General features: G+C 69.5%; 26 protein-coding genes. 6 read left to right on the forward strand and 20 right to left on the reverse strand.

What is annotated here, in order from left to right:
• Position 1 precedes the first annotated feature (1 nt).
• The 11 genes from AB5I40_RS08930 to AB5I40_RS08980 form a co-directional block, all read right to left on the reverse strand.
• Positions 2-907, reverse strand: coding sequence for an acetamidase/formamidase family protein (locus AB5I40_RS08930; protein ID WP_370937969.1), 906 nt, complete (start codon positions 905-907; stop codon positions 2-4).
• The gene (locus AB5I40_RS08935) at positions 904-1602 is read right to left on the reverse strand and encodes an aldolase/citrate lyase family protein (protein ID WP_370937970.1); all 699 of its coding nucleotides are present in this window, start codon (positions 1600-1602) and stop codon (positions 904-906) included. The genes AB5I40_RS08930 and AB5I40_RS08935 overlap by 4 nt, the downstream gene beginning before the upstream one ends.
• Entirely contained in the window at positions 1599-2537 is a 939-nt protein-coding gene (locus AB5I40_RS08940) for a branched-chain amino acid transaminase (RefSeq protein ID WP_370937971.1), read from the reverse strand. The genes AB5I40_RS08935 and AB5I40_RS08940 overlap by 4 nt, the downstream gene beginning before the upstream one ends.
• Positions 2538-2549: 12 nt before the next feature.
• Positions 2550-2951 (reverse strand): cupin domain-containing protein, encoded by a 402-nt coding sequence (locus AB5I40_RS08945; protein ID WP_344272493.1) that lies wholly within the window; start codon positions 2949-2951, stop codon positions 2550-2552.
• On the reverse strand, positions 2948-3850 hold the full coding sequence (locus AB5I40_RS08950; RefSeq protein WP_344272490.1) for a polysaccharide deacetylase family protein: 903 nt from the start codon (positions 3848-3850) through the stop codon (positions 2948-2950). Before AB5I40_RS08950 ends, AB5I40_RS08945 begins: the two co-directional genes overlap by 4 nt.
• The gene (locus tag AB5I40_RS08955) at positions 3847-4530 is read right to left on the reverse strand and encodes a cysteine hydrolase family protein (RefSeq protein ID WP_370937972.1); all 684 of its coding nucleotides are present in this window, start codon (positions 4528-4530) and stop codon (positions 3847-3849) included. Before AB5I40_RS08955 ends, AB5I40_RS08950 begins: the two co-directional genes overlap by 4 nt.
• A 73-nt stretch (positions 4531-4603) precedes the next feature.
• The gene (locus tag AB5I40_RS08960; protein ID WP_370937973.1) at positions 4604-6199 is read right to left on the reverse strand and encodes an ABC transporter substrate-binding protein; all 1596 of its coding nucleotides are present in this window, start codon (positions 6197-6199) and stop codon (positions 4604-4606) included.
• A gap of 107 nt (positions 6200-6306) precedes the next feature.
• The gene (locus tag AB5I40_RS08965) at positions 6307-7146 is read right to left on the reverse strand and encodes an MBL fold metallo-hydrolase (protein WP_370937974.1); all 840 of its coding nucleotides are present in this window, start codon (positions 7144-7146) and stop codon (positions 6307-6309) included.
• Positions 7143-7970 (reverse strand): hypothetical protein, encoded by an 828-nt coding sequence (locus AB5I40_RS08970; protein ID WP_370937975.1) that lies wholly within the window; start codon positions 7968-7970, stop codon positions 7143-7145. The genes AB5I40_RS08965 and AB5I40_RS08970 overlap by 4 nt, the downstream gene beginning before the upstream one ends.
• Before the next feature lie 252 nt (positions 7971-8222).
• Entirely contained in the window at positions 8223-8372 is a 150-nt protein-coding gene (locus AB5I40_RS08975; RefSeq protein ID WP_370937976.1) for a hypothetical protein, read from the reverse strand.
• Between the two features lie 128 nt (positions 8373-8500).
• A complete protein-coding gene (locus tag AB5I40_RS08980) occupies positions 8501-9412 on the reverse strand; it encodes a hypothetical protein (protein ID WP_370937977.1) in 912 nt (303 codons plus the stop codon).
• A gap of 247 nt (positions 9413-9659) precedes the next feature.
• Between AB5I40_RS08980 and AB5I40_RS08985 the strand changes: the two genes are divergently transcribed.
• Both AB5I40_RS08985 and AB5I40_RS08990 read left to right on the forward strand, forming a co-directional pair.
• Entirely contained in the window at positions 9660-11270 is a 1611-nt protein-coding gene (locus AB5I40_RS08985; protein WP_370937978.1) for an amidohydrolase, read from the forward strand.
• A gap of 205 nt (positions 11271-11475) precedes the next feature.
• Positions 11476-11946, forward strand: a complete 471-nt coding sequence (locus tag AB5I40_RS08990; protein ID WP_370937979.1) for a GNAT family N-acetyltransferase — start codon at positions 11476-11478, stop codon at positions 11944-11946.
• Here AB5I40_RS08990 and AB5I40_RS08995 read toward each other — a convergent pair.
• The 5 genes from AB5I40_RS08995 to AB5I40_RS09015 all read right to left on the reverse strand — a co-directional run bounded on the left by AB5I40_RS08995 (position 11943) and on the right by AB5I40_RS09015 (position 16625).
• Positions 11943-12572 (reverse strand): response regulator, encoded by a 630-nt coding sequence (locus AB5I40_RS08995; RefSeq protein WP_370937980.1) that lies wholly within the window; start codon positions 12570-12572, stop codon positions 11943-11945. The genes AB5I40_RS08990 and AB5I40_RS08995 overlap by 4 nt on opposite strands.
• Positions 12569-13828, reverse strand: a complete 1260-nt coding sequence (locus AB5I40_RS09000; protein WP_370937981.1) for a sensor histidine kinase — start codon at positions 13826-13828, stop codon at positions 12569-12571. The genes AB5I40_RS08995 and AB5I40_RS09000 overlap by 4 nt, the downstream gene beginning before the upstream one ends.
• Positions 13829-13831: 3 nt before the next feature.
• Positions 13832-14566 carry an ABC transporter permease gene (locus AB5I40_RS09005; RefSeq protein ID WP_370937982.1) on the reverse strand — a complete coding sequence of 245 codons (735 nt, stop codon included), beginning with the start codon at positions 14564-14566 and terminating at the stop codon, positions 13832-13834.
• Positions 14567-14576: 10 nt separating this feature from the next.
• On the reverse strand, positions 14577-15485 hold the full coding sequence (locus AB5I40_RS09010; RefSeq protein WP_370937983.1) for an ABC transporter ATP-binding protein: 909 nt from the start codon (positions 15483-15485) through the stop codon (positions 14577-14579).
• A 105-nt stretch (positions 15486-15590) separates the two neighbouring features.
• A complete protein-coding gene (locus AB5I40_RS09015) occupies positions 15591-16625 on the reverse strand; it encodes a cation diffusion facilitator family transporter (protein WP_370937984.1) in 1035 nt (344 codons plus the stop codon).
• Positions 16626-16738: 113 nt separating this feature from the next.
• Between AB5I40_RS09015 and AB5I40_RS09020 the strand changes: the two genes are divergently transcribed.
• Positions 16739-17119, forward strand: a complete 381-nt coding sequence (locus AB5I40_RS09020) for an ArsR/SmtB family transcription factor (RefSeq protein ID WP_370937985.1) — start codon at positions 16739-16741, stop codon at positions 17117-17119.
• A gap of 1 nt (position 17120) precedes the next feature.
• Here the strand turns inward: AB5I40_RS09020 and AB5I40_RS09025 are convergent, their stop codons facing one another.
• Positions 17121-17507: a DUF2267 domain-containing protein gene (locus AB5I40_RS09025; RefSeq protein ID WP_370937986.1), complete on the reverse strand. Its 387-nt coding sequence runs from the start codon at positions 17505-17507 to the stop codon at positions 17121-17123.
• A 72-nt stretch (positions 17508-17579) separates the two neighbouring features.
• On the opposite strand from AB5I40_RS09025, the gene AB5I40_RS09030 reads away from it, so the two are divergent.
• The 3 genes from AB5I40_RS09030 (at position 17580) to AB5I40_RS09040 (ending at position 18815) form a co-directional block, all read left to right on the forward strand.
• Positions 17580-17936: a hypothetical protein gene (locus tag AB5I40_RS09030; RefSeq protein ID WP_370937987.1), complete on the forward strand. Its 357-nt coding sequence runs from the start codon at positions 17580-17582 to the stop codon at positions 17934-17936.
• A 64-nt stretch (positions 17937-18000) separates the two neighbouring features.
• Positions 18001-18369: a hypothetical protein gene (locus AB5I40_RS09035; protein WP_370940479.1), complete on the forward strand. Its 369-nt coding sequence runs from the start codon at positions 18001-18003 to the stop codon at positions 18367-18369.
• A gap of 32 nt (positions 18370-18401) precedes the next feature.
• Positions 18402-18815: a DUF4383 domain-containing protein gene (locus AB5I40_RS09040; protein ID WP_370937988.1), complete on the forward strand. Its 414-nt coding sequence runs from the start codon at positions 18402-18404 to the stop codon at positions 18813-18815.
• A 42-nt stretch (positions 18816-18857) separates the two neighbouring features.
• Here the strand turns inward: AB5I40_RS09040 and AB5I40_RS09045 are convergent, their stop codons facing one another.
• The 3 genes from AB5I40_RS09045 to AB5I40_RS09055 form a co-directional block, all read right to left on the reverse strand.
• Positions 18858-20066, reverse strand: coding sequence for a glycosyltransferase (locus tag AB5I40_RS09045; RefSeq protein ID WP_370937989.1), 1209 nt, complete (start codon positions 20064-20066; stop codon positions 18858-18860).
• Positions 20067-20231: 165 nt separating this feature from the next.
• The gene (locus tag AB5I40_RS09050; RefSeq protein ID WP_370937990.1) at positions 20232-20792 is read right to left on the reverse strand and encodes a hemerythrin domain-containing protein; all 561 of its coding nucleotides are present in this window, start codon (positions 20790-20792) and stop codon (positions 20232-20234) included.
• Positions 20793-20861: 69 nt separating this feature from the next.
• Complete coding sequence (locus AB5I40_RS09055) at positions 20862-21320, reverse strand: MarR family winged helix-turn-helix transcriptional regulator (RefSeq protein ID WP_370937991.1); 459 nt, start codon at positions 21318-21320, stop codon at positions 20862-20864.
• Positions 21321-21328 lie beyond the last annotated feature (8 nt).

Here is a 21328-nt window from a genome sequence, read left to right on the forward strand (position 1 = left end):
GCTACGGTTGGGCACGCGTCAGCCAGGACGCGTGCGGCGTGCCTGCGAAATGCGCGACGTCCACCGCCGCTTTGGCCGACAGCCGGGCGTTGACGAGCTGGCAGATCCCGACGTCCGCGGCGATGCTCAGGAACATCGCCGCGCGCTCGCGGGTCCAGCCGAACGCGTCGACGGTCAGCGCGAGCAGGTCGTCGAGCGCCGCCTGGACGGCCTCGGCCAGCGTGTCGCCGTCGCCGATGGTCAGCAGCCTGTCGTCCGCGCTGAGCACCAGCGGACGGTCGGAACCGGTCGGCCGCGCGTGGTGCCAGGACAGCGTGATCGCGCCTTCGACCTCGACGCCGGTCAGCGACGATTCGCCGTCGCCCTGGCAGGCGTGCAGATCGCCCGCGTACAGGGCGGCACCGTCGGTTTGCGCGGTCAGGAAGATCGACGCGCCCGCGGTGAGTTCCTTGCAGTCGAGGTTGCCGCCGTGGACGCCGACGGTGCTGCTGCCGGGTGCCTGGCCGGGCACCCCGACGCCGATCTTGCCGACCATCGGACGCACCGGAATCCGGACGCCGTCGCCGAACTCGACGTAGCCGTCCTTGATCGGCACCGAATGCCCGGACGTCCCCAATCCGCTGACTGCTCCGCGCCCGGGCAGGGTCACCAGCGCGCCTCGGTCGGCGATGTCGATGCCGTGGAGATCGACGCGGATCCGGTCGCCCGCGCGGACTCCGGGAAGCCGAACGGGGCCGGTCAGCGGGATGGACAGGTCGGTGTAATCGCGCGACCGGTCGAAGCCGCCGTCGGTGTGGAGGCTGCGAGTTCCCAGGACGAACCGTTCGTGCTCCGGCACCTCGCATCGCGGCGGGATGTCCGCGCCGAACTCCTGCTCGACCCGTTCCGCACTGACGACCATCGTCATCCGTCTGCCCCCGCTGCAAGCCCGCCCAGCACGCTGAGCAGGCACTTCTCCCAATACACCGAGCACGCGTCCGCACCGCGTGCGAAGGCAGCGACAACCCCGGCCGCGTCCGCCGCGGGCAGCCCGACCGGAACCCCGTGCTCGCGGAACACGCCGAGCGCCTGGTCGATCAACTCCTGCAGCTGAGATACCGACTCCGGCCGGTTGACCTTCAGGTCGTCCGCCAGATCGGTCGGCCCGAACCACGCAGCGTCGACCAGCCCGGACTTGGCGAAGGAAGCCGCCTGCTCAACAGCGTCGGCGGTCTCCACCAGTACCGCAATCCTTGGCGCACCGCTGAAATCCGTGCCGTACCTACTGGCCGGTGAAACCTGCCGAGATCGAGTTCCCGCTGGCGAAAAGCGCGTCGCCCGATGAGCGGCTTCGACCTCCGCGAGCGTCCGCACCTGCGGCAACAGCAGCTCCGCCACGCCGGTGTTGGCATACGTGACGAGCGTCTGCGGCGACAGATCCGGCACCCGCACCGACACGTCGACGCCGCTGCCAGCGAGGGCCAGCACGACGTCCGCGCACCGGTCGGCGGAGAGCGGGGTCTGCTCGGCGTCGAGGACGACGAACCCGAGGCCCGCCTGCGCGATCTGGCTGATCAGCAGGCGATCCGGCTCCGCCGTCAGGACACCGACCCGTCGGGTCACCTGGCCACCGCGGCCGGCGCGTACACCGGCTGCGCCCAGCCGCGGTCGGCGGCGACGCGATTGCGGACCGCGCGCCGGTAGAGGTCCTGCAGCGCCCGGGTCAGCTCGCCGGGCTCGCCGTCGGCGACCGGGATCCGGTCGACCGAGCTGACCGGGCTCACCTCGGCCGCGCTGCCGCAGACGAACACCTCTTCGGCGGAGTACAGCTCGGTGCGGTCGATCGGCCGTTCAGTCACGTCGATTCCCAGCTCGGTCCGCGCCAGCTGCAGCACCGAATCCCGCGTGATGCCTTCGAGGATGCTCTCGGTGACCGGCGGCGTGCAGAGCTTGCCGTCGCGGACCATGAAGACGTTGTAGCCCGCGCCTTCCGACACGTGACCGTCCACAGTAGGCAGAAGTGCGGCGTCGTATCCGTTGCGGCGCGCCTCAAGCAACGCGAGGCGGCCATTCTGGTAGTTCGCGATCGACTTGACCCGCGGCGGCATCGACCGGTCGGAAATCCTTGCCCAGCTGGAAATCTGGACGTTCAGGCCGGGCCGGTCGAAGTACCGGCCCATCGGGATCGCGGCCATGAACACCGTCGCGGGCCCGGTGTCGTCCGGTTTGCCGTCCGGCGAATCCACGAACACCTGCGCCCGCATGTGCAGGTCCTCGTGCAGGTCGTTCGCCCGGATCAGGCCGAGCAGCTGCTCCTCGAGCCGGTCGACGTCCTCGGGTCCGTCGATCCCGACGACCCGCATCGACGCGACCAGGCGGCGCATGTGGTCGGCCACGCGGAACGCGTACAGCTCGCCGGCCTCGTCGTCGAAGTACGCGCGGAAGCCCTCGAAGACGCCGACGCCGTACTTGGTCGAGGTCGAAAGGACGTGGAGCTGGGCGTCGGCGTAAGGCACGAGTTCGCCGTCGTGCAGCAGATAGGTGGGTTTGGCTCCCATGGGGATCGCCTCCTACTCGTCGGGGATGAAAGTCCAGTTCTCCGCGACGCTCATGCCAACCACCAGGTCGACGTCCTGGTCAGTGTCGTTCGTGAGGCCGTGGACCACAGACTTCGGGATGTAGACGGCGTCGCCGGGCCGCGCGCGGAAGTTCTGGTCGCCGAGGTGGATCAGCGGTTCGCCGCCGACCACGACGTAGAACTCCGAGGCGTCCGGATGGTGGTGGCGCAGGTGGTGCTGCCCGGGCCGGATCCGGCCCCAGCTCACGTTCAGGTCGTCCGATCCGCTCAGCTGCGGGTTGATCAGCGGGCAGACCAGGCCCTCGTCGCGCTGCCCGCGCAATCCGGTCTTGTCGAGTTCGGTGAACCCCTGCTGCGCGACGCTGTGCACCAGGCGGCTGAGATCGAGCGTCACCGGGCGCCCCGCGGCGCGTGGTCGATCCACCACTGCGCGATGTCCGCGCGGGTGGCGAACCAGACGCCCTCCTGTGCGAGCGCGTACTGCAGGAACCGCCGCAGCGCGATCGCGACGCCCGGCCGTCCGCCGATCCGGCAGTGCAGGCCGACCGACATCAGCTTCGGCACGGTGTTTCCCTCGTGCAGCAACATATCGAGACTGTCCGACAGCACCGCGACGAAGTCGTCTGCCGTGCCGAGGCTGCCGGGACCCCAGAAGCGCGCGTCGTTGGTGTCGCCCGCATAAGGAACGATCAGGTGTTCTGATTCGCCCGCTGGCACGAAATACGGCAGGTCGTCGCAATAGGCGTTTGAGTCGTAACGGAAGCCTTCTTCTACGAGGATTTCCCGCGTCTTTTCCGTGATGCCGTCACGGAGGTAGAACCCGACCGGACGGACGCCGGTGGTTTTCTCGACCGACTCGCGGGCGCGGCGGATCTCCTCGCGCTCGTCCTCCTCCGGCATCCCGACCGTGCCCTGCCAGCGATAACCGTGGCAGGCGACCTCGTGCCCTTCGCGGATCAGCGCCTCGGCGACCTGCGGGTTGCGTTCCAGCGCCATGCCGCAGGCGAAAACCGTGGACGGCACCTCGAATTCGCGCAGAATGCCGAGCAATCGCCACACGCCGGCGCGGCTGCCGTATTCGAAGAACGATTCCTTCATCATGCTGCGCCGCTCGGGCGGACTGCTCCAGCCGCCGAAGACGGAAATGTCCTCGTCGGCCTCGTCGCCGTGCGCGATGGAGCTTTCCGCGCCTTCCTCGTAGTTCAGCACCACCGAGACGGCGACCTTCGCGCCGCCCGGCCACGGCACCGCCGGTGGGTGCTCGCCGTAGCCGATCAGATCGCGCTCGCTCACGACGCCACCCGGCGGCGCGCGCCCGACTTCCACGCGGCGATCGCTTCTTCGAGCGTGCAGGTGTCGTGCCGGGCCCGCATCACGGTCATCGCCGCGTTGTGCACCTCGGTGTCATACGCGCCAACGCAATCCTCGACGAGCACGGCGTAGAAATCGTGGTGCGTCGCGTCCCGTAGGGTCGCTTCGACGCAGCCGCCGGTCGAAATCCCGATCACAGCTACCGATTCGATTCCCTGGCTGCGCAACAGCAATTCGAGTTCGGTGCTGATGAACGCGCTCGGCCGCCGTTTGGTGACGACAGATTCGCCCGGTTCCGGCTGGCATTCGGCGCAGAAGTCCGTCGCCGGGTCGCCCGCCAGGCTGAGCCTGCCCAGGTCCACTGAACGTCCGTTGGCGATCGTATACAGCGACCGCAGCCATGCCGGGGGCGAGCTTTGTGTGTCCGGCAGGTTTTCCACGCGGACATGGAAAACCGGGACGCCGTTCTCCCGGGCCGCAGCGATCGCCTGGCCGCAGCGTCCGGAGACGCCGCTCATCATGGACAGGTCGTGGTCCTCGCCGATGGTGCCGCCCTTCGCGACCGCGCCCTGCTGCATGTCGATGACGAGCAGCGCGTTCACGGCCGGATCGAGCAATTCTTCCAGGGTGTCGCGGACTTGTTTGCCGCAGATTTCGATCATGTGCTCAGTCCCCTTGTATTTCGTGGCCCGCGCCCGGCTCCGGGAATGGCCCGGAACCGGGCGCGGGAAGCCGTCAACCCGCGATGCCGGACCAGCGGATCGGCCCGTTCGGCAGCGGCGCCGCGGTCTTTTCGCCGCCTGCCGTGACGACCAGGTTGGGCGTTTCGACCAGCTCGATCACCGGTGTCTGGGTGTCGCCGATCTGGGCCAGCTGCTTGAGCAGGCCGGTGCGCTTGGCGGTCTGGTCGACCGGAGTCGCCGCGAGCTGCTGCCGCACGCTGTCGTAGGTCGGGTCGGAGAATCCGGTGGTGTTGTTGGGAGAGTTGGAGAATTTGATCCAGGCCAGGTACGCCGGGTCGGCGATGACGACCGGTTCGCCGTACAGAACGGCTTGGTAGGTGCCGCTGAGGACGGCGGTGGAGAAGTCGGTCGGGCTGGCCATCGGCCGCAGCGTGACGTTGATGCCGACGTTCTTCAGCATCGACTGCACGAGCACCGCGGTGCGCTGCGAAACCGGACCCGGGCGGGTCGGGCTGTAGGTCAGGGTCAGGTCGAAACCGTTGGGGTAGCCCGCTTCCGCCAGCATGGCTTTCGCCTTGGCCGCGTCGAAACTGTAGGCGTCGCCGAACGCGCCGAGGTTGAAAGTGGCGTTGAACGACGATTTCGCGGCCTTCGCGTACCCGAAATAGGCGCCGGTGACGATTTGCTGACGGTCGATGGCCATCGAAATCGCCTGCCGCACCCGCACGTCGTTAAGCGGCGGCTTCTGGGCCGACAGCATCAGGTTGTCCATGTTCAGCCCAGGACAGTCGTGCACCTTGACGTTCGGTTTCGTGGACAGCGCCTTGTACTGGTCGTACTGGAACCCGCTGGCGACCTGCGCCTGACCGGAGGTGACGATCTGGCTCCGGGTCGCGTCGGTCGGCACCGCCTGCACGGAAAGCGAGTCGATGCCCGGTTTCTGCCCGCCGTAACCGGCCACTGCGGACACACTCAACGCTTGCCCAGGTGTGAAGGAGTCGAGTTTCCAGCCGCTGTAGTCGGCGATGTTCTTGGCCAGCCAGTCGTGGCCGATCGGGTCCGCGCCAGTGGTGTGTTTCTTCGCCTCGGTGCTGTCGTACACGTACGCCAGCGGGTTCTGCAGCATTTCCTCGGTGTAGGAATTCCACTTCTTGACGTTCAGCGAAATGGTGTGCGGATCGACCACGGAAACCAGGTTCGACGTGTCGTACCCGGCGATCTCGAAGGTCTTCTTCAGCACCGGCTGCGCTTTGAACCCGTAGGTCTCGAACGACCATTTGACGTCGTCCGCGGACAGCGTGTTGCCGGTCTGGCTTTTGAGCGAGCGCAGTTTCACCGTGATCGCCGTGTGCGCCGAGTTCACCTCGATCGAATCGGCGATCAGCCCGGTGACTCCGTCGGGCGTGGAACCGCAGCCGTTGGCGGTATCGCCCTGTTTGTAGGTCGCGAGCTGGGAACCCAGCCCGGAAAGGACGAGCTGCGACGCCGCCCCGCCCCACGGGGCGATGGTGAGCGTGTCGGGCAGGCTCTGGACCGCCATCACGACGTGGCGGCCGCCGCTCGCTTGCTGGGCTCCGCCGCCGCAGGCGGTGATCCCGGCGGCCAGGAGCAGGACCGCTCCCGCGGCCGCACCGTGCACAGGCCTCATTTGTTCGCTCCTTGCTGACGAGCGCGATCAGGGGTGAGGGGTCCGGGAAAAGCGCCCGGAGAAGAGTCCGTGAAGGTTCCCCTCACGGCGGTTGCGCGACCGGGATTTCAGGCGCGGTAGGCCTGTTTGTGCCCGGCGCGGACGATCGGCAGCACGTCGAGCAGGTCGGTGATGACGTTGCCGTGCGTGGGGCACACCAGTTCCGCGCCCAGTTCCCGGGCGAGGTCGGCGACCCCCGCGTACCGTTCGTCGGCGTCGTCGACGAAACGGGAGAAATACAGTGCGCTGCCGGTGAAGAACGCGGCGTTCTCCACGGCGATCGGCTGGCGCAGTTCGCTGGTCGTGAGCCCGCATTCGCCCGGCAGGTGCGCCGGGTCCTCGTCGTCGAGCTCCGGCCGGTGCATGTAGCAGAACCCGTCCGCGGTGAAGAGGCTTTTCGCGCGCGGCGCGTAGCCCCACTGCGTGTTCGGCAGATCGCGGATCATGGCTTCCACCACGAGGAATTCGTGCCCGCCGCCGAGATCGAACCGATCGCCGGGCCGGGTGGCGCGCAGGTTCGGCACGACCTCGGGATAGAACAGGTGGTAATCCCGGACGTCGCCGATCACCTGGATGTCCGGGTATTTCTCGACGAATCGCGGGAGATTGCCGGTGTGCGGCAGTTCCGGATGCGTCACGAACAAGTGGGTGAGATCGCGGCCGCCGAGCACCCGCTCGACCACCTCCTCGATCGCCCACCAGCTCGACGGCGCGCCGGTGTCGACCAGGACCGAACCTTCGGCGCCCTGCACCAGATACGCCGAGTTGTGCCCGTGGATGAGCCGTCCGTCCACTTCGAACGGAAGACAGGCCCCGATCCAGGTGACGCCGTCCGCGACGAGCCGCGGCAGGTCGCTGCTCAGCTCGTGCGCCATCGCGTCCAGGTCGAGATCTTCGATCTTGCTCATGCGCCCACCGTCCTCAAAGCCTGGAGCATCAACTGCAGATGGCGTTCGACAACCGGGCGGCCGCGCAGCACGCACCCGCGCGCGGGCGCGATGATTTCCGGCTGCAGCGTGGAAAACCGGTCCTCCAGCCATTCGCACAGCCGGTTGGTGGTCGCCTTGCGGAGCCATTCGTACTTCGCCACGAGGTGGCCGACGACATCGTCCACAGTGGTCGAGTCCTCAGTGGACGGATCGATCACGCGCGCCGCCGTCGGGTCGCTGACGACCCCGTGCGTGAACACGTCGGAAGTGAAGATCGCGCCGGTTTCCGCGTCCCAGCCCCAAAACGTCGGCAGCAGCCGCAACAACGGGGACTCGATCTCCAGCGCCCGCCCGCCGGTGCCGACCTCGAGCCGCGGCGCGCGGGGCATCGAATCCCCGCCCTCGCTGCGAGTGTCGATCTGCTGCCGCCTCCCCTGGTAACGCATCCGGTGGACGTCGTCGAAAGCGTCGAAGGGATTCACGACTCCGCCGGTGAAGAGCGCGGTGATGTCGAATTCCCGGGAAATCGGCTCCAGATTGGACACACAGTCCATCTCGCCGCGAGTGAAGAAGACCGCGAGCTCCTCGAGCCCGCCGAGCGAGGAACGCAACCCGTCGAGCACCGCTTCGCGGTGAACGGCCAGCCCGGAATCGACCAGCAGCGCCCCGGACGGCTCGGTGAGCAGATAGCAATTCGACGGCTGCCAGCCCTCCGCCGTCGAAGGCACCCAGCTGACCCGACCGTCGATCGGGATCATCCCGCCGAGGGCGGTGAGCTTGCCGGGAATCAGCGTTGTGGTCACGTCTTCATCGTGATGAAGACCCATCAATATGTCAAGGACGAGTGCGGGCCGTTCGGCGGAGCCGGACAGCCCGATCCTCGTCCGGCCGCAGGTGGAAGGGAAGAGTCCGGAGTGGACGGTAGTTTTCCACGCGCCCGGGTGCGCGGGGCGTCGAAGAATCACCGATCTGGCGCTGGGGCTGGGCGAAGTCCGTTGCGCGGGAGGGAATCCGCCAGCGTTTGCGGCTTCAACGGATTGAAGGCGGCTCGCGGATCAGGCTTGCGGAGCAGCTTTCGACGCCCTCCGCACCACCCGCCGCCGACCGTCCGCACGCAGCATCGGCCCGAACCGCAACCGCGCCTCCTTCGCCAACTCCGCGCCAAGGTCCACATCGAACCCGCTCGCCGACGCAGCGATGCGCAACCGGTCACCCCGCGCAGACAGCCCGGTGATCCGATCCCGCCCCATGCGTCAACGGCCTCCGCGCAATACATGCCGCACGACCACCAGCTCCTGCCGTGTCAGCACACGGCCTGAAGCCAGCCTGCGGATCAGGCTTGCGGAGCAGCCTTCGACGCCCGCCGCACCACCCGCCGCCGCCCGTCCGCGCGCAGCATCGGCCCGAACCGCAGCCGCGCCTCCTCCGCCAACTCCGCGCCAAGGTCCACATCGAACCCGCTCGCCGACGCAGCGATGCGCAACCGGTCACCCCGCGCAGACAGCCCGGTGATCCGATCCCGCGCCACCGCCAGCAACTGCACCCCGTGCGTCAACGGCCGCCGCCCCAGCACATGCCGCACGACCACCAGCTCCTGCCGCGTCAGCGCGACGAACGCCGCAGGCCGGGATTGCTGCCACAGCCAGCGCCGCGGCAGTTCCGGTTCCGCGCCGAGGTAGCGCGTATGCCGGGTATGTCCGAGCGCCACCAGCGGCGACGCCGGAAGCCGGTCCCAGCCAAGGGAAGGCGGCCCCGCGTGCGCCGGTTCCGCCGCGCCGGGCCGATGGGCGCGGGACCGCGCGTGCGTCAACAGGTCCGCCACCGCGGGCCACGCCCATGAGCGGTAGCGGAAAACCAGTGTCGTCCGGACGCCGGTTAGCACCAGGCAGGAGTGCTTGCCCGCCATCGCGTGCTCGACCGCGATCAGCTCCGGGTACGGGATCGCGCCGACGATGCGCGGATACGGCAGATCGTCGACCCACAACGCCACTCCGCGCGCGCCCGCGCCCAAGGCCTGCTCCGGCGTCCACACCACGCCGTCGCCCGACGGCCGGGTCGCCGACGGCGCCAGCACCACCTCGCCGGGGCCGACCAGGTCCGCGAGATCCTCGGCTGCCGCGCCTGGCCGGGACCAGCGCGAAGGCGGTTTGGTGTCGAGCCGGTCGGCGAGGTCGCGGCCGACCTGGATCTCCCACGGCTCGGCCGCGGCGGTGAGCGCGGCCCTCGCCGCACCGATGCCGGACATGCGAGCCTCCTGCCGCCGCGGGAGCCGGGCCTGGTGCCCTGTGCTTCCAGCGTATACACCGCCGAAGGGCCGGTCCTCATTCCGGAGTTCCCCCGGCTGGGACCTAGATCACCCGATTGCCGCAACCCGCTTCGACGATGCGCCCGGGCCCGCGCCGCCCCTAGAATCGGCGGTGCGGCACCGTGGCCACAGTCCTTTGTGGACACAGCGCCGCGCGGCAGCCCGCGTCGAACCTGGAGGGAACCTCGTGTCCGCACCGGAATCCGTGCAGATCGTCACCGCCCGGCGCATCGTGACCATGGCCGGCGCCGAGCCTCCGGCCTTCGCGACGCGCGGCGAACGGGTCGTCGCGCACGGCACCGTCGCCGACCTGCGCGGCGAGTTCCCCTCGGCGCAGCTGCACGATTTCGGCGACGCCACCGTCATCCCCGGCTTCAACGACGCCCACCAGCACCCGACCGTCGTCGCCGCCCAATCCCTGCAGGTCGACCTCTCGCCGTCGCGGATCCGCTCGACCGCCGACCTCACCGCCGCCCTCCGCGAACGAGCCGCCGCGACGCCGTCCGGAGAATGGGTCATCGGCTGCGGCTACGACGCGTTCCGCAGCAACGGCGGCCGCGAACTCACCCGCGCCGAGCTGGACGAAGCTTGCCCGGACCATCCCGTCCTGGTCGTCCACGTGACGCTGCACGCCGGCGTCATCAACTCCCCCGGCCTCGCCCTCGCCGGCCTGACCGACGCCAGCGAACCCCCGCCCGGCGGACACCTCGGCCGCGACGCCGCCGGCCGCCTCGACGGCGTCATCCACGACCAAGCCCTCTACGACCTGGCGTTTCCGGCCTTCACCCCGCGCCCGACGATCGTGAAGGACCCGTCCACCGAGGTCCTCGCCGCCGCCTTCACCCGGCACGCCGCCGACCTGCACGCCGCGGGCATCACCTCGGTCGGCGACGCCCTCGTGGGCCGCACCGAATGGGAGATGCTCCGCCACCTCGCCGACCAGGACCAGCTGACGCTGCGCGTGAACGCCCTGGCCGCCTACGACCACTTCGACTACTTCCGCGCCCTCCCCTCCTTCCCGGTCACTCCGGAAACCCGGCTGCGGCTAGGCGGTGTCAAGACCTTCGCCGACGGTGCCGTCAACGGCGGAACCTGCCTGGTCGAACAGCCCATCGAAGGCACCGACAGCTACGGCCTCGAGCGGGTCTCCGCCGCGCAGCTGGCCGACACCGTCCGGCACGTGCACGACGCCGGGTGGCGAGTCTGCGTGCACGCCAACGGCGACCGCGCGATCCGCCGCGTCCTGGACGCCGTCGACCAGGCGCAAGCCGCCAACCCGCGGCAAGACCCTCGGCACCGCATCGAACACTGTTCGATCATCGACGACGAGATCCTGAAGCGCATGCGCGACCAGGGCATGGTCGCGGTGCCCTTCGCGAACTACGCCGCCGCGCACGGGGACAAGCTGACCCAGTACTACGGGGCGGAGCGCGTCGAGCGGATGTTCGCCCACCGGTCGATGCTCGACGCCGGGGTCGCCGTGGCGGGTTCGTCCGACCATCCGTGCGGGCCGTTCCCGCCGCTGTACGCGCTGCGCAGCTGCGTGACGCGCCGCGCTCCGGACGGGGAGTTGTTCGGGCCTTCGCAGCGGATCAGCGTCGAGGCCGCGCTGGGGGTGTACACGACGGGGTCGGCTTACGCTTCTGGCGAGGAGACGACCAAGGGCCAGCTCGCGCCGGGTTTCCTGGCCGATTTCGCGGTGCTGGCGGAGGACCCGTTCGAGGCGGATCCGGAGGCGTTGGATCGGGTTCAGGTGCGGGAGACTTGGGTCGGCGGGGAACGGGTCTGGTCGGCCTAGCGCGCGGCTCGGCTGCTGCGAAAGTGCCGTGAGGGGAACCCTGAGGGAATCTGATTCCCTCAGGGTTCCCCTCACGGCCCGCGACCCGCTCCGAAGCGGGTCCGCGCCGTTCTGACGCAAACCTGGCACGTGCCGCCAGCGGGCCGGTTTATCGCGCGGGAATTCGATATTTTCAAGATAAATCGCGGCGGTTACCGTTCTCGGAATGAACACTGTCGTCCGCACCACGCCTGAATCCGTTCCGCAGCTCGTCGCCTCGGCCACGGCCCTGTTCGCCGAGGACGGCGGACAGCGCGATCCATGGATGGACCGCACCTGGCCACAACGCGAAGGCCCTGCCTACTACACGGACCTCGTGCACCGGAGCGATTCCCTGTGCCTGCTGGCGCTCTCCGCCGCAGGCGCAGCGATCGGCCACCTGATCGGCCGGATCCGCCGCGCCGACCCGCTCCGGCCGGAAGCGGTGGTCGGGGTGCTGGAGAGCATGCGCGTCGACCCCGCACACCGCGGAACCGGCGTCGGAACGGCATTGGCGGACGAATTCTTCGCGTGGGCCAGAGAATCCGGCGCGAATCAGGTCAGCGTCACGGCCTATGCGGCCAACGAATCCGCGCTCAGTTTCTACCGCGGTCGCGGCTTCACCCCGTTCGAACTGGCCCTCCACGCCCCGCTCTAGCCCTCCAGCGTCAGGTACCCCTGCGCGAACCCCGCGGCCACCGCCGCCGCACGGTCGTTGACGCCGAGTTTCGCGTAGACGTGCAGCAAATGCGTCTTCACCGTCGCCTGGCTGATGAACAACTGCTCCGCCGCCCGGCGGTTCGTCGCGCCCTTCGCGATCAGCTGCAGGACCTCTACCTCCCGCTCCGACAACGGATCCGCCGGTGGTTGCCGCAACTGTCCCATCAGCCGGGTCGCGACCGTCGGCGACAGCACCGCCTGCCCTTGCGCCGCGGCCTCGACCGCGCGGAAAAGCTCCTCCCGGGGCGCTTCCTTCAGCAGATACCCGGTGGCCCCGGCTTCGATGGCGGGGAGGACGTCGCTGTCGGTGTCATACGTCGTGAGCACCAGGATTCGCGCGGGGACACCGCGTTTCGCCAGTTCTTTGATCGCCGTCACGCCGTCCGTCCCCGGCATCCGCAGGTCCATCAAGATGACATCCGGGCGGAGCTGCTCAGCGGCGGCGATCGCCGCTGCCCCATCGGCGGCCTCACCGACCACCTCGAAACGCGGGTCCGCGCTGAACATGCCGCGCAGGCCGTCCCGCACCACCGGATGGTCGTCGACGATCAACAACGAAATCACCGCTCACCACCAGCCGGAATCGCCGGAACAGCCGCCGAAATCGCCGTGCCCCGACCCGGTTCCGATTCCACGTCCAGCCGCCCCGCGAGACGCTGCACCCGCTGCCGCATCCCAGCCAGCCCGAAACCGCCGTTCGTGGAACCGTTGGCACGCTTGGCATTCGGCGCGAAGCCGATGCCGTCGTCGCGGACGTCGAGGGTCACCAGGTCCGGCATGTACGACAGGGTCAGGCCGACCCGGTTCGCCCGCGCGTGCTTCGCGACGTTCGACAGCGCTTCCTGCGCGGTCCGCAGCAACGCCACCTCGACGTCGGTGTGCATCGGCCGGGCGTCGCCGGTGGTGGTGAGCACGGCGTCGACGTCGTTGGCCGCCGACCAATTCCTCGTCACTTCGCCGATCGCCTCCGGAAGCCGGGCTTCGGCGAGCACCGACGGCCCCACGGACTGGACTGTCCGGCGCGCCTCGATCAGGCTTTCCCGCGCCAGGTTCGTCGCGTTCGCCAGGTGCCGGCCCAGCACAGCCGGTTCGGCCGCGGTTTGCTCCGCAGCCTGGAGTTGGGTCAGGATCCCGGCCAGTCCCTGGGCCAGGGTGTCGTGGATTTCCCGCGCCATCCGCTGCCGTTCGTCCAGCACTCCGGCCTCGCGGGCTTGGACCAGCAATCGCGCGTGCAGCCCGGCGTTCTCCGCCAGCGCGGCCTCCAGTTTGAGATTCGCCTCGTGCAGTTCGGCGAGCGCCTGCTTTTGCAGCTCATTCCGCTGGTAGGCCATTTCCACGAAATAGAACACAGCTCCGGCCACGGCGATCGAGAGCACGCTGACGCCCAGCCACGCCAACCACAGATTCTCCGCACTGATTTTCGCTGTTCCGCCGAGAAACGCCATCGCCGAGATCGCCGCGGTGGCGGCAGCACCGACGTAACGCCAGCGTCCCGTCAGGCACTGGAAAGCCTGCGGGTAACCGGCGAAAGCGAACAAGCCGTACCACGGCGCGAGAGCTGCCAAGCCCGCCGCTATCGCCAGCAAACCGGCGTAATACCCCGCCCGCAATGCGTGCGGGGTATTACGCGACTGGAAATACAGCAGCCACAGCCCGGCAGCGCCGGAAAGGCCCAGAACGACGGGGAGATGCGCGGGCAATTGGAGCAGGGTAATGCTCACACTGACCGCGAGAAGAACATAAGGCAACGCGGTGAAGGTCGCCGACTGTGCGCGTTCCCAGCGGTCGAACTCTTCGCGCAGATCCCCCTCGATGCCCACCAGTCACTCCCAGCGGAAATATCGTGCGGCCAAGCCCCCGGCCGCGAAGAGCCACCCTAGCATGACACCGAGGTGCAGCAGCTGCGGCCAATTCCCGGAAGCCGTGTCCTGCAACGCTTGTACGCCCGCGCCGAGCGGCGTCAGATCGCTGATCGTCAGCAGAACCCGGTTCATGCTCGCGCGCGGCACCCAGAGGCCGGCGAAGAACACGAGCGGGAAGAACACCAGCGAACCGACCGCGCTGGCGCTCTTGGCCGACGGTGCGAGCGCCGCGACCAGCAAACCGATCGCGAACAACGCCAGTGCCAGCAACGCGAAGCTGAGCACGTACGCGGGCAGTTGCCGAGGCAGGTCGACGTCGAAAGCCAGCCGTCCGAGCAGGAGGATGACCAGCGTCGAGACTGCCGACAGCACCACGGCCATCAGCAGTTGCGCGCTGAGCATGACCGTCGGTTTCACCGGCGTGAGCCGCAGCCGCCGCAGCACGCCCTTCTCGCGGTACGAAGCGAACAGCTGCGACAGCCCGCTGAGCGAGAACAGCGAAACCCCCATCGCGACCACGATCGGCAGGTACCGGCTGATCATCCGGACCCCGTCCGCGCCGGGTTCGCGCAGCGCCGGGATCAGGCCGAGGACGCCGAACAGGATCGGCGAGAACGCGAGCGCGAAGAACACGACTATCGGCTCGCGGAAGAACAGTTTCGTTTCTGTGGCGGCAAGCCGGAACAAGGCGGGCACGGGGATCTCCTCAGGATTCGATGGAACGGCCGGTCAGCGCGACGAACGCGTCGTCCAGCGTGGCCTGGTCCACTCGCAGATCCGAGACAACGATCCGGTGCCGGGCGAGCGCCGCGGTCACCGCCAGCAGCAGGTCTCCGGTTCCGGCCACGACGATCTGGCTGCCCGTCCGCTCCACGGCGGCGACCTCCGGCAGTCCGGTCAGCACCGCGTCGTCGAGCGGGGCGGACGTGCGGAACCGGATCCGCTGCTGGTTGTCGACGCGCGAGACCAGCCCGGCCGGACTGTCCACCGCGACGACCTGACCGGCGTCGATGACCGCCAGCCGGTCGCACAGCCGCTCGGCTTCCTCCATGAAGTGCGTGACCAGCAGGATCGTCACGCCGCGCGCGCGGATGCGCTCGACCAGGCCCCAGACGTCGCGGCGGGCCTGCGGGTCGAGTCCGGTGGCGAGTTCGTCGAGCACCGCGACCTTCGGGTTGCCGAGCAGCGCGAGCGCGATCGACAACCGCTGTTTCTGGCCGCCGGACAGGCGGCGGAACTGGGTGCCGAGTTTGCCGTCGAGGGTGAGGATCTCGGCCAGCTCACGCCAATCCGCCGGGTCGCGGTAGAACGAGCTGTACAGCTGGAGCGCCTCGCCGACCTTGAGTTTGTCCGGCAGTTCGCTTTCCTGGAGCTGCCCGCCGAGCACCTGGCGCAGTTCGCCGTCGTCGCGCTGCGGGTCGAGGCCGCAGACCTGGATCGCCCCGCCGTCCGGCCTGCGCAGCCCTTCGACGCACTCGACCGTCGTGGTCTTGCCTGCTCCGTTCGGGCCGAGAATGCCGAAGATCTCGCCCGGTTCGACGGCGAAGCTCACCCCGTCGACCACGGCCTGTCCGCCGTACCGCTTGACGAGGTTGTCCACCTCGATGATTGCCATGCTTCAACCGTGCCGGGCGGCACCGGTGCGGCGAATCGACTGCGTGGCCGGACTTTGCGCTGAGCCGGGGCGGAGCGGTGCATCAACCAATCGGTCGATGCGCGGTCAGCCGAGGTGAACGGCCTCCGCGCCGACAGCCGGTTCGACGTGCACTGCCGCCGCGGTCAGCCGGGGCACGGCGGCGATCAGGCGGTGTTCCAGGTTGTGCGCCAGTTCGTGCGCTTGCTCGACGGTGAGCGTGTTGGCGACCTGGACGGCGAGTTCGGCGCGCAGGCTGTGGCCGATCCACCGCATCCGGACCTCGCGGACGCCCTCCACTCCGGGCACCGCCGCCGCTGTCCGCTCGGCCAGTTCGACGGTCGCCGGGTCGACGGCGTCCATCAGCCGCCGGAAGACTTCCTTGGCCGCGTCACGCAAGACGAACAGGATCGCGACGGTGATCAGCAATCCGATCACCGGGTCGGCTGCCGGGAAACCCAGGGCGACGCCGATCGCGCCCAGGACCACCGCTAGGGAGGTGAAGCCGTCGGTGCGGGCGTGCAGGCCGTCGGCGACCAGGGCGGCGGAGCCGATTTCGCGGCCGACGGTGATCCGGTACCGGGCGACGAGTTCGTTTCCGGCGAATCCGACCAGGCCCGCCGCGGCGAGCACCCAAAGCTGCTGCACGGGGTGCGGGTGCAGCAGGCGGTCGATCGCTTCGTAGGCGGCCAGCGCGGCTGATCCGGCGATGATCAGCACCACGACGACTCCGGCCAGGTCCTCGGCGCGGCCGAGGCCGTAGGTGTAGCGGCGGGTCGCGGCGCGGCGGCCGAGGGCGAAGGCGATGCCCAGCGGCAGGGCGGTCAGGGCGTCGGCGAAGTTGTGGATGGTGTCGCCCAGGAGGGCCACCGAGCCGGTGACGGCTACCAGGGCCAACTGGATGACCGCGGTGCCGAACAGGGCGGCGAACGACCAGATCAGCGCCCGGATGCCGCGCCGGCTGGTTTCGAGGGCGGTGTCGAGGCGGTCGGCGCTGTCGTGGCTGTGCGGGGTGAGGAAGTGCTTGACGCGGGACCGCCAGGTCTCGTGCCCATGACCGTGCCCGTGTGCATGACCGTGGCCGTGCTCCGGCTGCGGACGGTCGCGGCGCGGCTCTGCCATCAGGTACTCCCGGAATCCTCGAAGCTCTCGCGACCGCATGAGGAGGGCCGCTCGACTGTCAGCATACCTGCGCAGATGCGCAGATAGTCGAGCAGGGACGGTAGCATCGGGTCATGCACTCCTCCCTGCCGGACTTCGACATGCCCTCCGACGAACAGGTCCACCTGGCCGCGGAAAGCTTCCGCCTGCTGTCGGACCCGACGCGGATCAAGGTGCTCTGGGCGCTCCTGCAGGGAGAATCGTCGGTGGCCTGCCTCGCCGAACTGGCCGGGGCCGCGCCGACCGCGGTCAGCCAGCACCTGGCCAAGCTCCGGCTCGCGGGCCTGGTCAAGGGCCGCCGCGAGGGGACGTTCGTGTACTACTCCGCGGCCGACGAGCACGTCCGCGGGCTGCTGGCCCAGGCGCTGCACCACGCCGACCACGTGGACCGCGACATTCCGAGCGACCCGGGCGGGCACGCCCAGCCGCACCGGCCCCGGATGCGGAACGCCTGAGTCACGCGACTCGCAGCCGCTCCGCCTCGATCAGCTGCCGCAGCGGTTCCGGCAGCACCTGCCAGATCTCGTCCGCGACGTGCACCGTCTCCCGGCTCAGCACGTCCAGCACCACTCCGGCCCGGTGCAGGGACTCCGGCTCCGTCAAATCCGCGCGCTCGGCGATCCGCCCCACGAATTCCGTCAGCTCGAAACCGTCCTCGACCGGGCCGCCGCCGGGGCGCAAGTCTTCAGCCAGTTCGGGCGGCAGCTGCGCGGCCAGGCTCGCCGCCGCTTCCGGGGAAATCCGTTCGGACAGCGTCTGAAGCACCGCGCGGGCGACAAGTTCGGCGTCGCGGGACTCCGCGAGGCAAGCGCGCCTGCGGATCAGTTCGACGATCTCGTTCATGGGCCCCGGATACCCGCGGCGACCGGCCGCAACCGTCCGGTTAGCCGTGCCACCACCGGGTATCAGCGATCCATGGACCATTCAGCGACGTCTCCCGCACCGGCCGAACAGGCGCAGATCGCGTTGCGCCGGCTCCGTCGCGAAGCCGGTGCCGGAGGCTACGAATCCCCAGCGGAGCTGTACCGGACGCTCGGCTCGCTGAGCCTCCTCGCCGACGACCTTTCCGAACTGCTCCCCGACCTGTGCGGCCAGCTCGAGGACGCGTTGCTCGCCGGGCGCGTGCGGCATCGCGCGGCCGACGCGCAGGAAGCCTGCGACGCCGTCGCCTCGGCGGCGCACAGCATTTCGGTCGCCCGCTTCACCGCGCTCCTGGTCGGACAGGAAATCCAGAAAGCGCAGACCGCGATCCGCGATCTCGCCGCCGCCTGACGCCGTTTTGTCCCGTTCCATGCGGGTACCCGACGCGAAAGCGTTGCACGGAGAAGGGAGCACGATGGCCGACAGCGATCCGGCTGAGCCCGAAACGCTCGATCCGTCCGAAGCACTCGACGAGGACGAACTGCGGGTCGACCCGCTGGAGGGCGGCGTCGAACCCGCCGAACGCTGGAGCCCGGCGACCCGGCAGGCCACGACGCCCGCCGAGGCGCGCGAAGGCGAACCGCTCGGCCGCAGGCTCGCCGAGGAACGGCCGGACGTCCAACCGGCACAAAACCCGCCCGACGACGAGACGCTCGCCCGGGCGGAAGCGGCCCGCGCCGTGGCCCCGGACGAGGATCTCCCGCAGCGCCGGGCGGATCCGGATCCTGGCGAGCAGGCGGACGAGGCAGGCGGTTCCGTCGCGAAATCGCTGCGCGAGGAGTAGCCCGCCGCGGGCCGTGCCGGAGAGGAGTTCCCATGCCGACGGTCAGCACGCGTTCCTTGGCCCGTCCGGTCGTCGCTGTGCTCGGGCTGGTCTACCTGGTCCTCGGCGTCGCCGGGTTCTTCGTCCCGGAGACCGCCCACGCCGGGCACGACACGACGCGCGTCGTCTGGCTGTTCAGCTCCAGCACGGTGCTGAACATCGTCCACACGGCACTCGGCCTGCTCGGGCTTTTGGCCGCACGCAAGCTTTCCGGAGCCGTCGCGTACTGCTGGGTGCTGTTCGTGGCGTTGACCGGGCTGACCGCGTACGGGATTCTGGCGACGTCGTTCAGCACCGCACGCGACGACCCGGTGAACCTGAACTGGGCGGACAACTGGCTGCACGGGCTGACCGCGCTCGTCGCCTTGGTCATCGCGCTCAGTGGAAGCCACGAAGAACGGGCTTAGGGGCAGAGGCATCGGCTGTTCCAGGCCGGAAGTGCCGCTCTCTCACTGCGCCGCGGCCCACCCGGACTCCCCCTCCGGCACCGCATTCTCATACGCCCGCACGGTCTCCGCCGCGATCCGGTCCCACGAATACCGCGCCCGGACCCGCTCCAGGCCCGCTGTCCCCAGCGCTTCCAGTTCGGCGGGTTCGTCCAGCAAAGCCCGCAGCCGCGCCGAAAGCCGGGCCGGATCCCGCGGCGGCACCAAACGTCCGGTGATGCCGTCGACCACCGTGTCGGCCAAGCCGCCCACCGCCGCGGCCACCACCGGCACCCCGCACGCCATCGCCTCCAGCGGGACGATCCCGAACGACTCGCACCAAGGCGTGCACAGCACCGCGTCCGCCGAGCGCAGCAACGCCGGCATCTCAGCACGGCTCACCTGACCTGCCAGATGAACCCGGTCAGCGACCCCGAGCCGCTCCGCGAGCCGTCGAAGCCGCTGTGCCTCCGGATGCCGCGAAAGGGCCTCGGAAGGCGGCCCGCCCGCGATCACCAGTTCAGTCTCCGGTACCCGCGGCAAAGCGGCGATGGCCAGGTCGAACCCCTTGCGCGGCACGAATCTCCCCGCCGACACGAGCCGTTTCGGCGCGGTGCGCGGAGCAACCGGGCCGCCGGTGCCGAACCGGTCGAGGTCGACCCCGCACGGCACCACCGAGATCCGCTGCCGCGGCACCCCCTGGCGGGCCAGTTCGAACACCTCGTCCGAGCAGGCCGCGAGGATCCGGCCGGCCCGCTTGCCGACCATCCGCTCCAGCCGCGTCCGGTCCGGCGGACTCGGGTCGGCCTCCCCGAGATACCGCCGCTCCACCACGCCCAGCGTGCGAAAAGTCTGCACCGCAGGCACCCCGGTTTCGCGCGCGGCGAGCACGGTCGCCACCCCGGACGTCCAGAAGTGCGCGTGCGCCGCGTCCGGCGGTTCTTCCGTCCACCGATCGCGAAGCCAGCTCCCGAATTCGCCCAGGTACGGCACGAGCTCGTCCTTCGGCAGCCGACGCGCCGGACCGGCCGGGACGTGCACGACCCGGTAGCCGTCCGGGGTATCCGCCGCGGCGGGCGCTTCCGGGTCGTCGCGTCGCGTGTAGACAGTCACCTCGTGCCCGCTGCGGACCAGCGCCGCGGAAAGGCCCGCCACGTGGACGTTCTGGCCGCCCGCATCCTCGCCCGGCTCCGCGAGCGGGCTGGCGTGTCCGGACACCATCGCAATCCTCATCGAGTTCCTTCCGCGGCGGGGACGGTCTCGGTCAGCAGGCACGCCAGAACGGTGTGGGGCCGGCGCAAGATCCGCATGGGCCTGGTTAGCCGCGCGGACGCGACGTTAAACCAGGCTCGTCATCGGGTACCCGCAACGGTTTCCGGCACGCGACGATCGGGCGCGTCAGCTCTTCCGCCCGGTCAGCGCGTCGCGGATCTTGTCGACGAACGCCGCGCCAGGCGCGAGGACCAGATTGGCGGGCGGCTTGCTCGGCGCGTGCGGATGCGGCCTGGTCGGCGCGATCTTCTTGGCCGCCAGCACCCGCTCGCCAAGCCGGTCGAGTTCCTCGGCGGAACAGGCTTCCCGCAGCCTCGGCAAGAGGTCGGTTTCCTCCTCCTTGATGTGATGGCGGACGTCCGCGATCAGCTTGCCGAGCAGCTCCTCGAACTCCGGTTCGCCGGGGTTCTTGCGCTCCAGCTGCTTCATGACCTTTTCGGCCTCGGCGTGCTCCTCGATCTCGTGGTCGGCGATCTCGTCGCCGTCGTCGAGGTATTTGCGCGCGGCCGGGTACATCAGCTGCTCCTCCGCGACGGAATGCCGGACCAGCTCGGCGATCACGTGGTCGACCACGTCTTTCCGGTTGCCCGCCGCGGGTGCGCCCTCAAGTTCGGCGAACACCCGCTCCACGTCGCGGTGGTCGTCGGTGATCACGGTGATGAGGTCGGTTCGAGTGGATCCGGTCATGCTGCCTCCTCGGGTGTCGGGAAGGCTCCGGTTACCCGTTGCGCCGCAGGGCAATCACCGGAAACGGAACTACCCGGCCCCCATCTGTGCCCGGTCGTCCGCGACCACCACCCGCCGCAGCAAGGAAATCAGCGTCTCGCGTTCCTTCGACGACAGTTCGGCGAGCAACACGTCCTGCGACCGGCTGGCCTCCTCCTTCAGCTCCCCCGCCAGCGCCTTCCCGGCTTCGGTGAGCGTGACGCGCTGCCGCCGCCGGTCGTCCGGATCGCGTTCGCGGCCGACGAGGTCCCGGCGCTCCAATTCGTCCAGGTAGCCGACGAGGTGACTGCGGTTGAGCCCGAGCCGGTCGGCGAGCGCGTGCTGTGCCAGCGGGCCGAAGTCGGAAAGCCCGGCCAGCACGGCGAAATGCGGCAGCCGGAGACCGCGCTTCTCGAGCGCGCCCGCCAGTTCCCGGCGTCCGATCCGCGCGACGTGCCCGGCGAGGTACGAGGGCAGCGCGAGCAGGGTCGGCGGGCGCAGTTCGTCCATGCCCGGAT

The organism is Amycolatopsis sp. cg13, from assembly GCF_041346965.1.
GTDB lineage: Bacteria > Actinomycetota > Actinomycetes > Mycobacteriales > Pseudonocardiaceae > Amycolatopsis.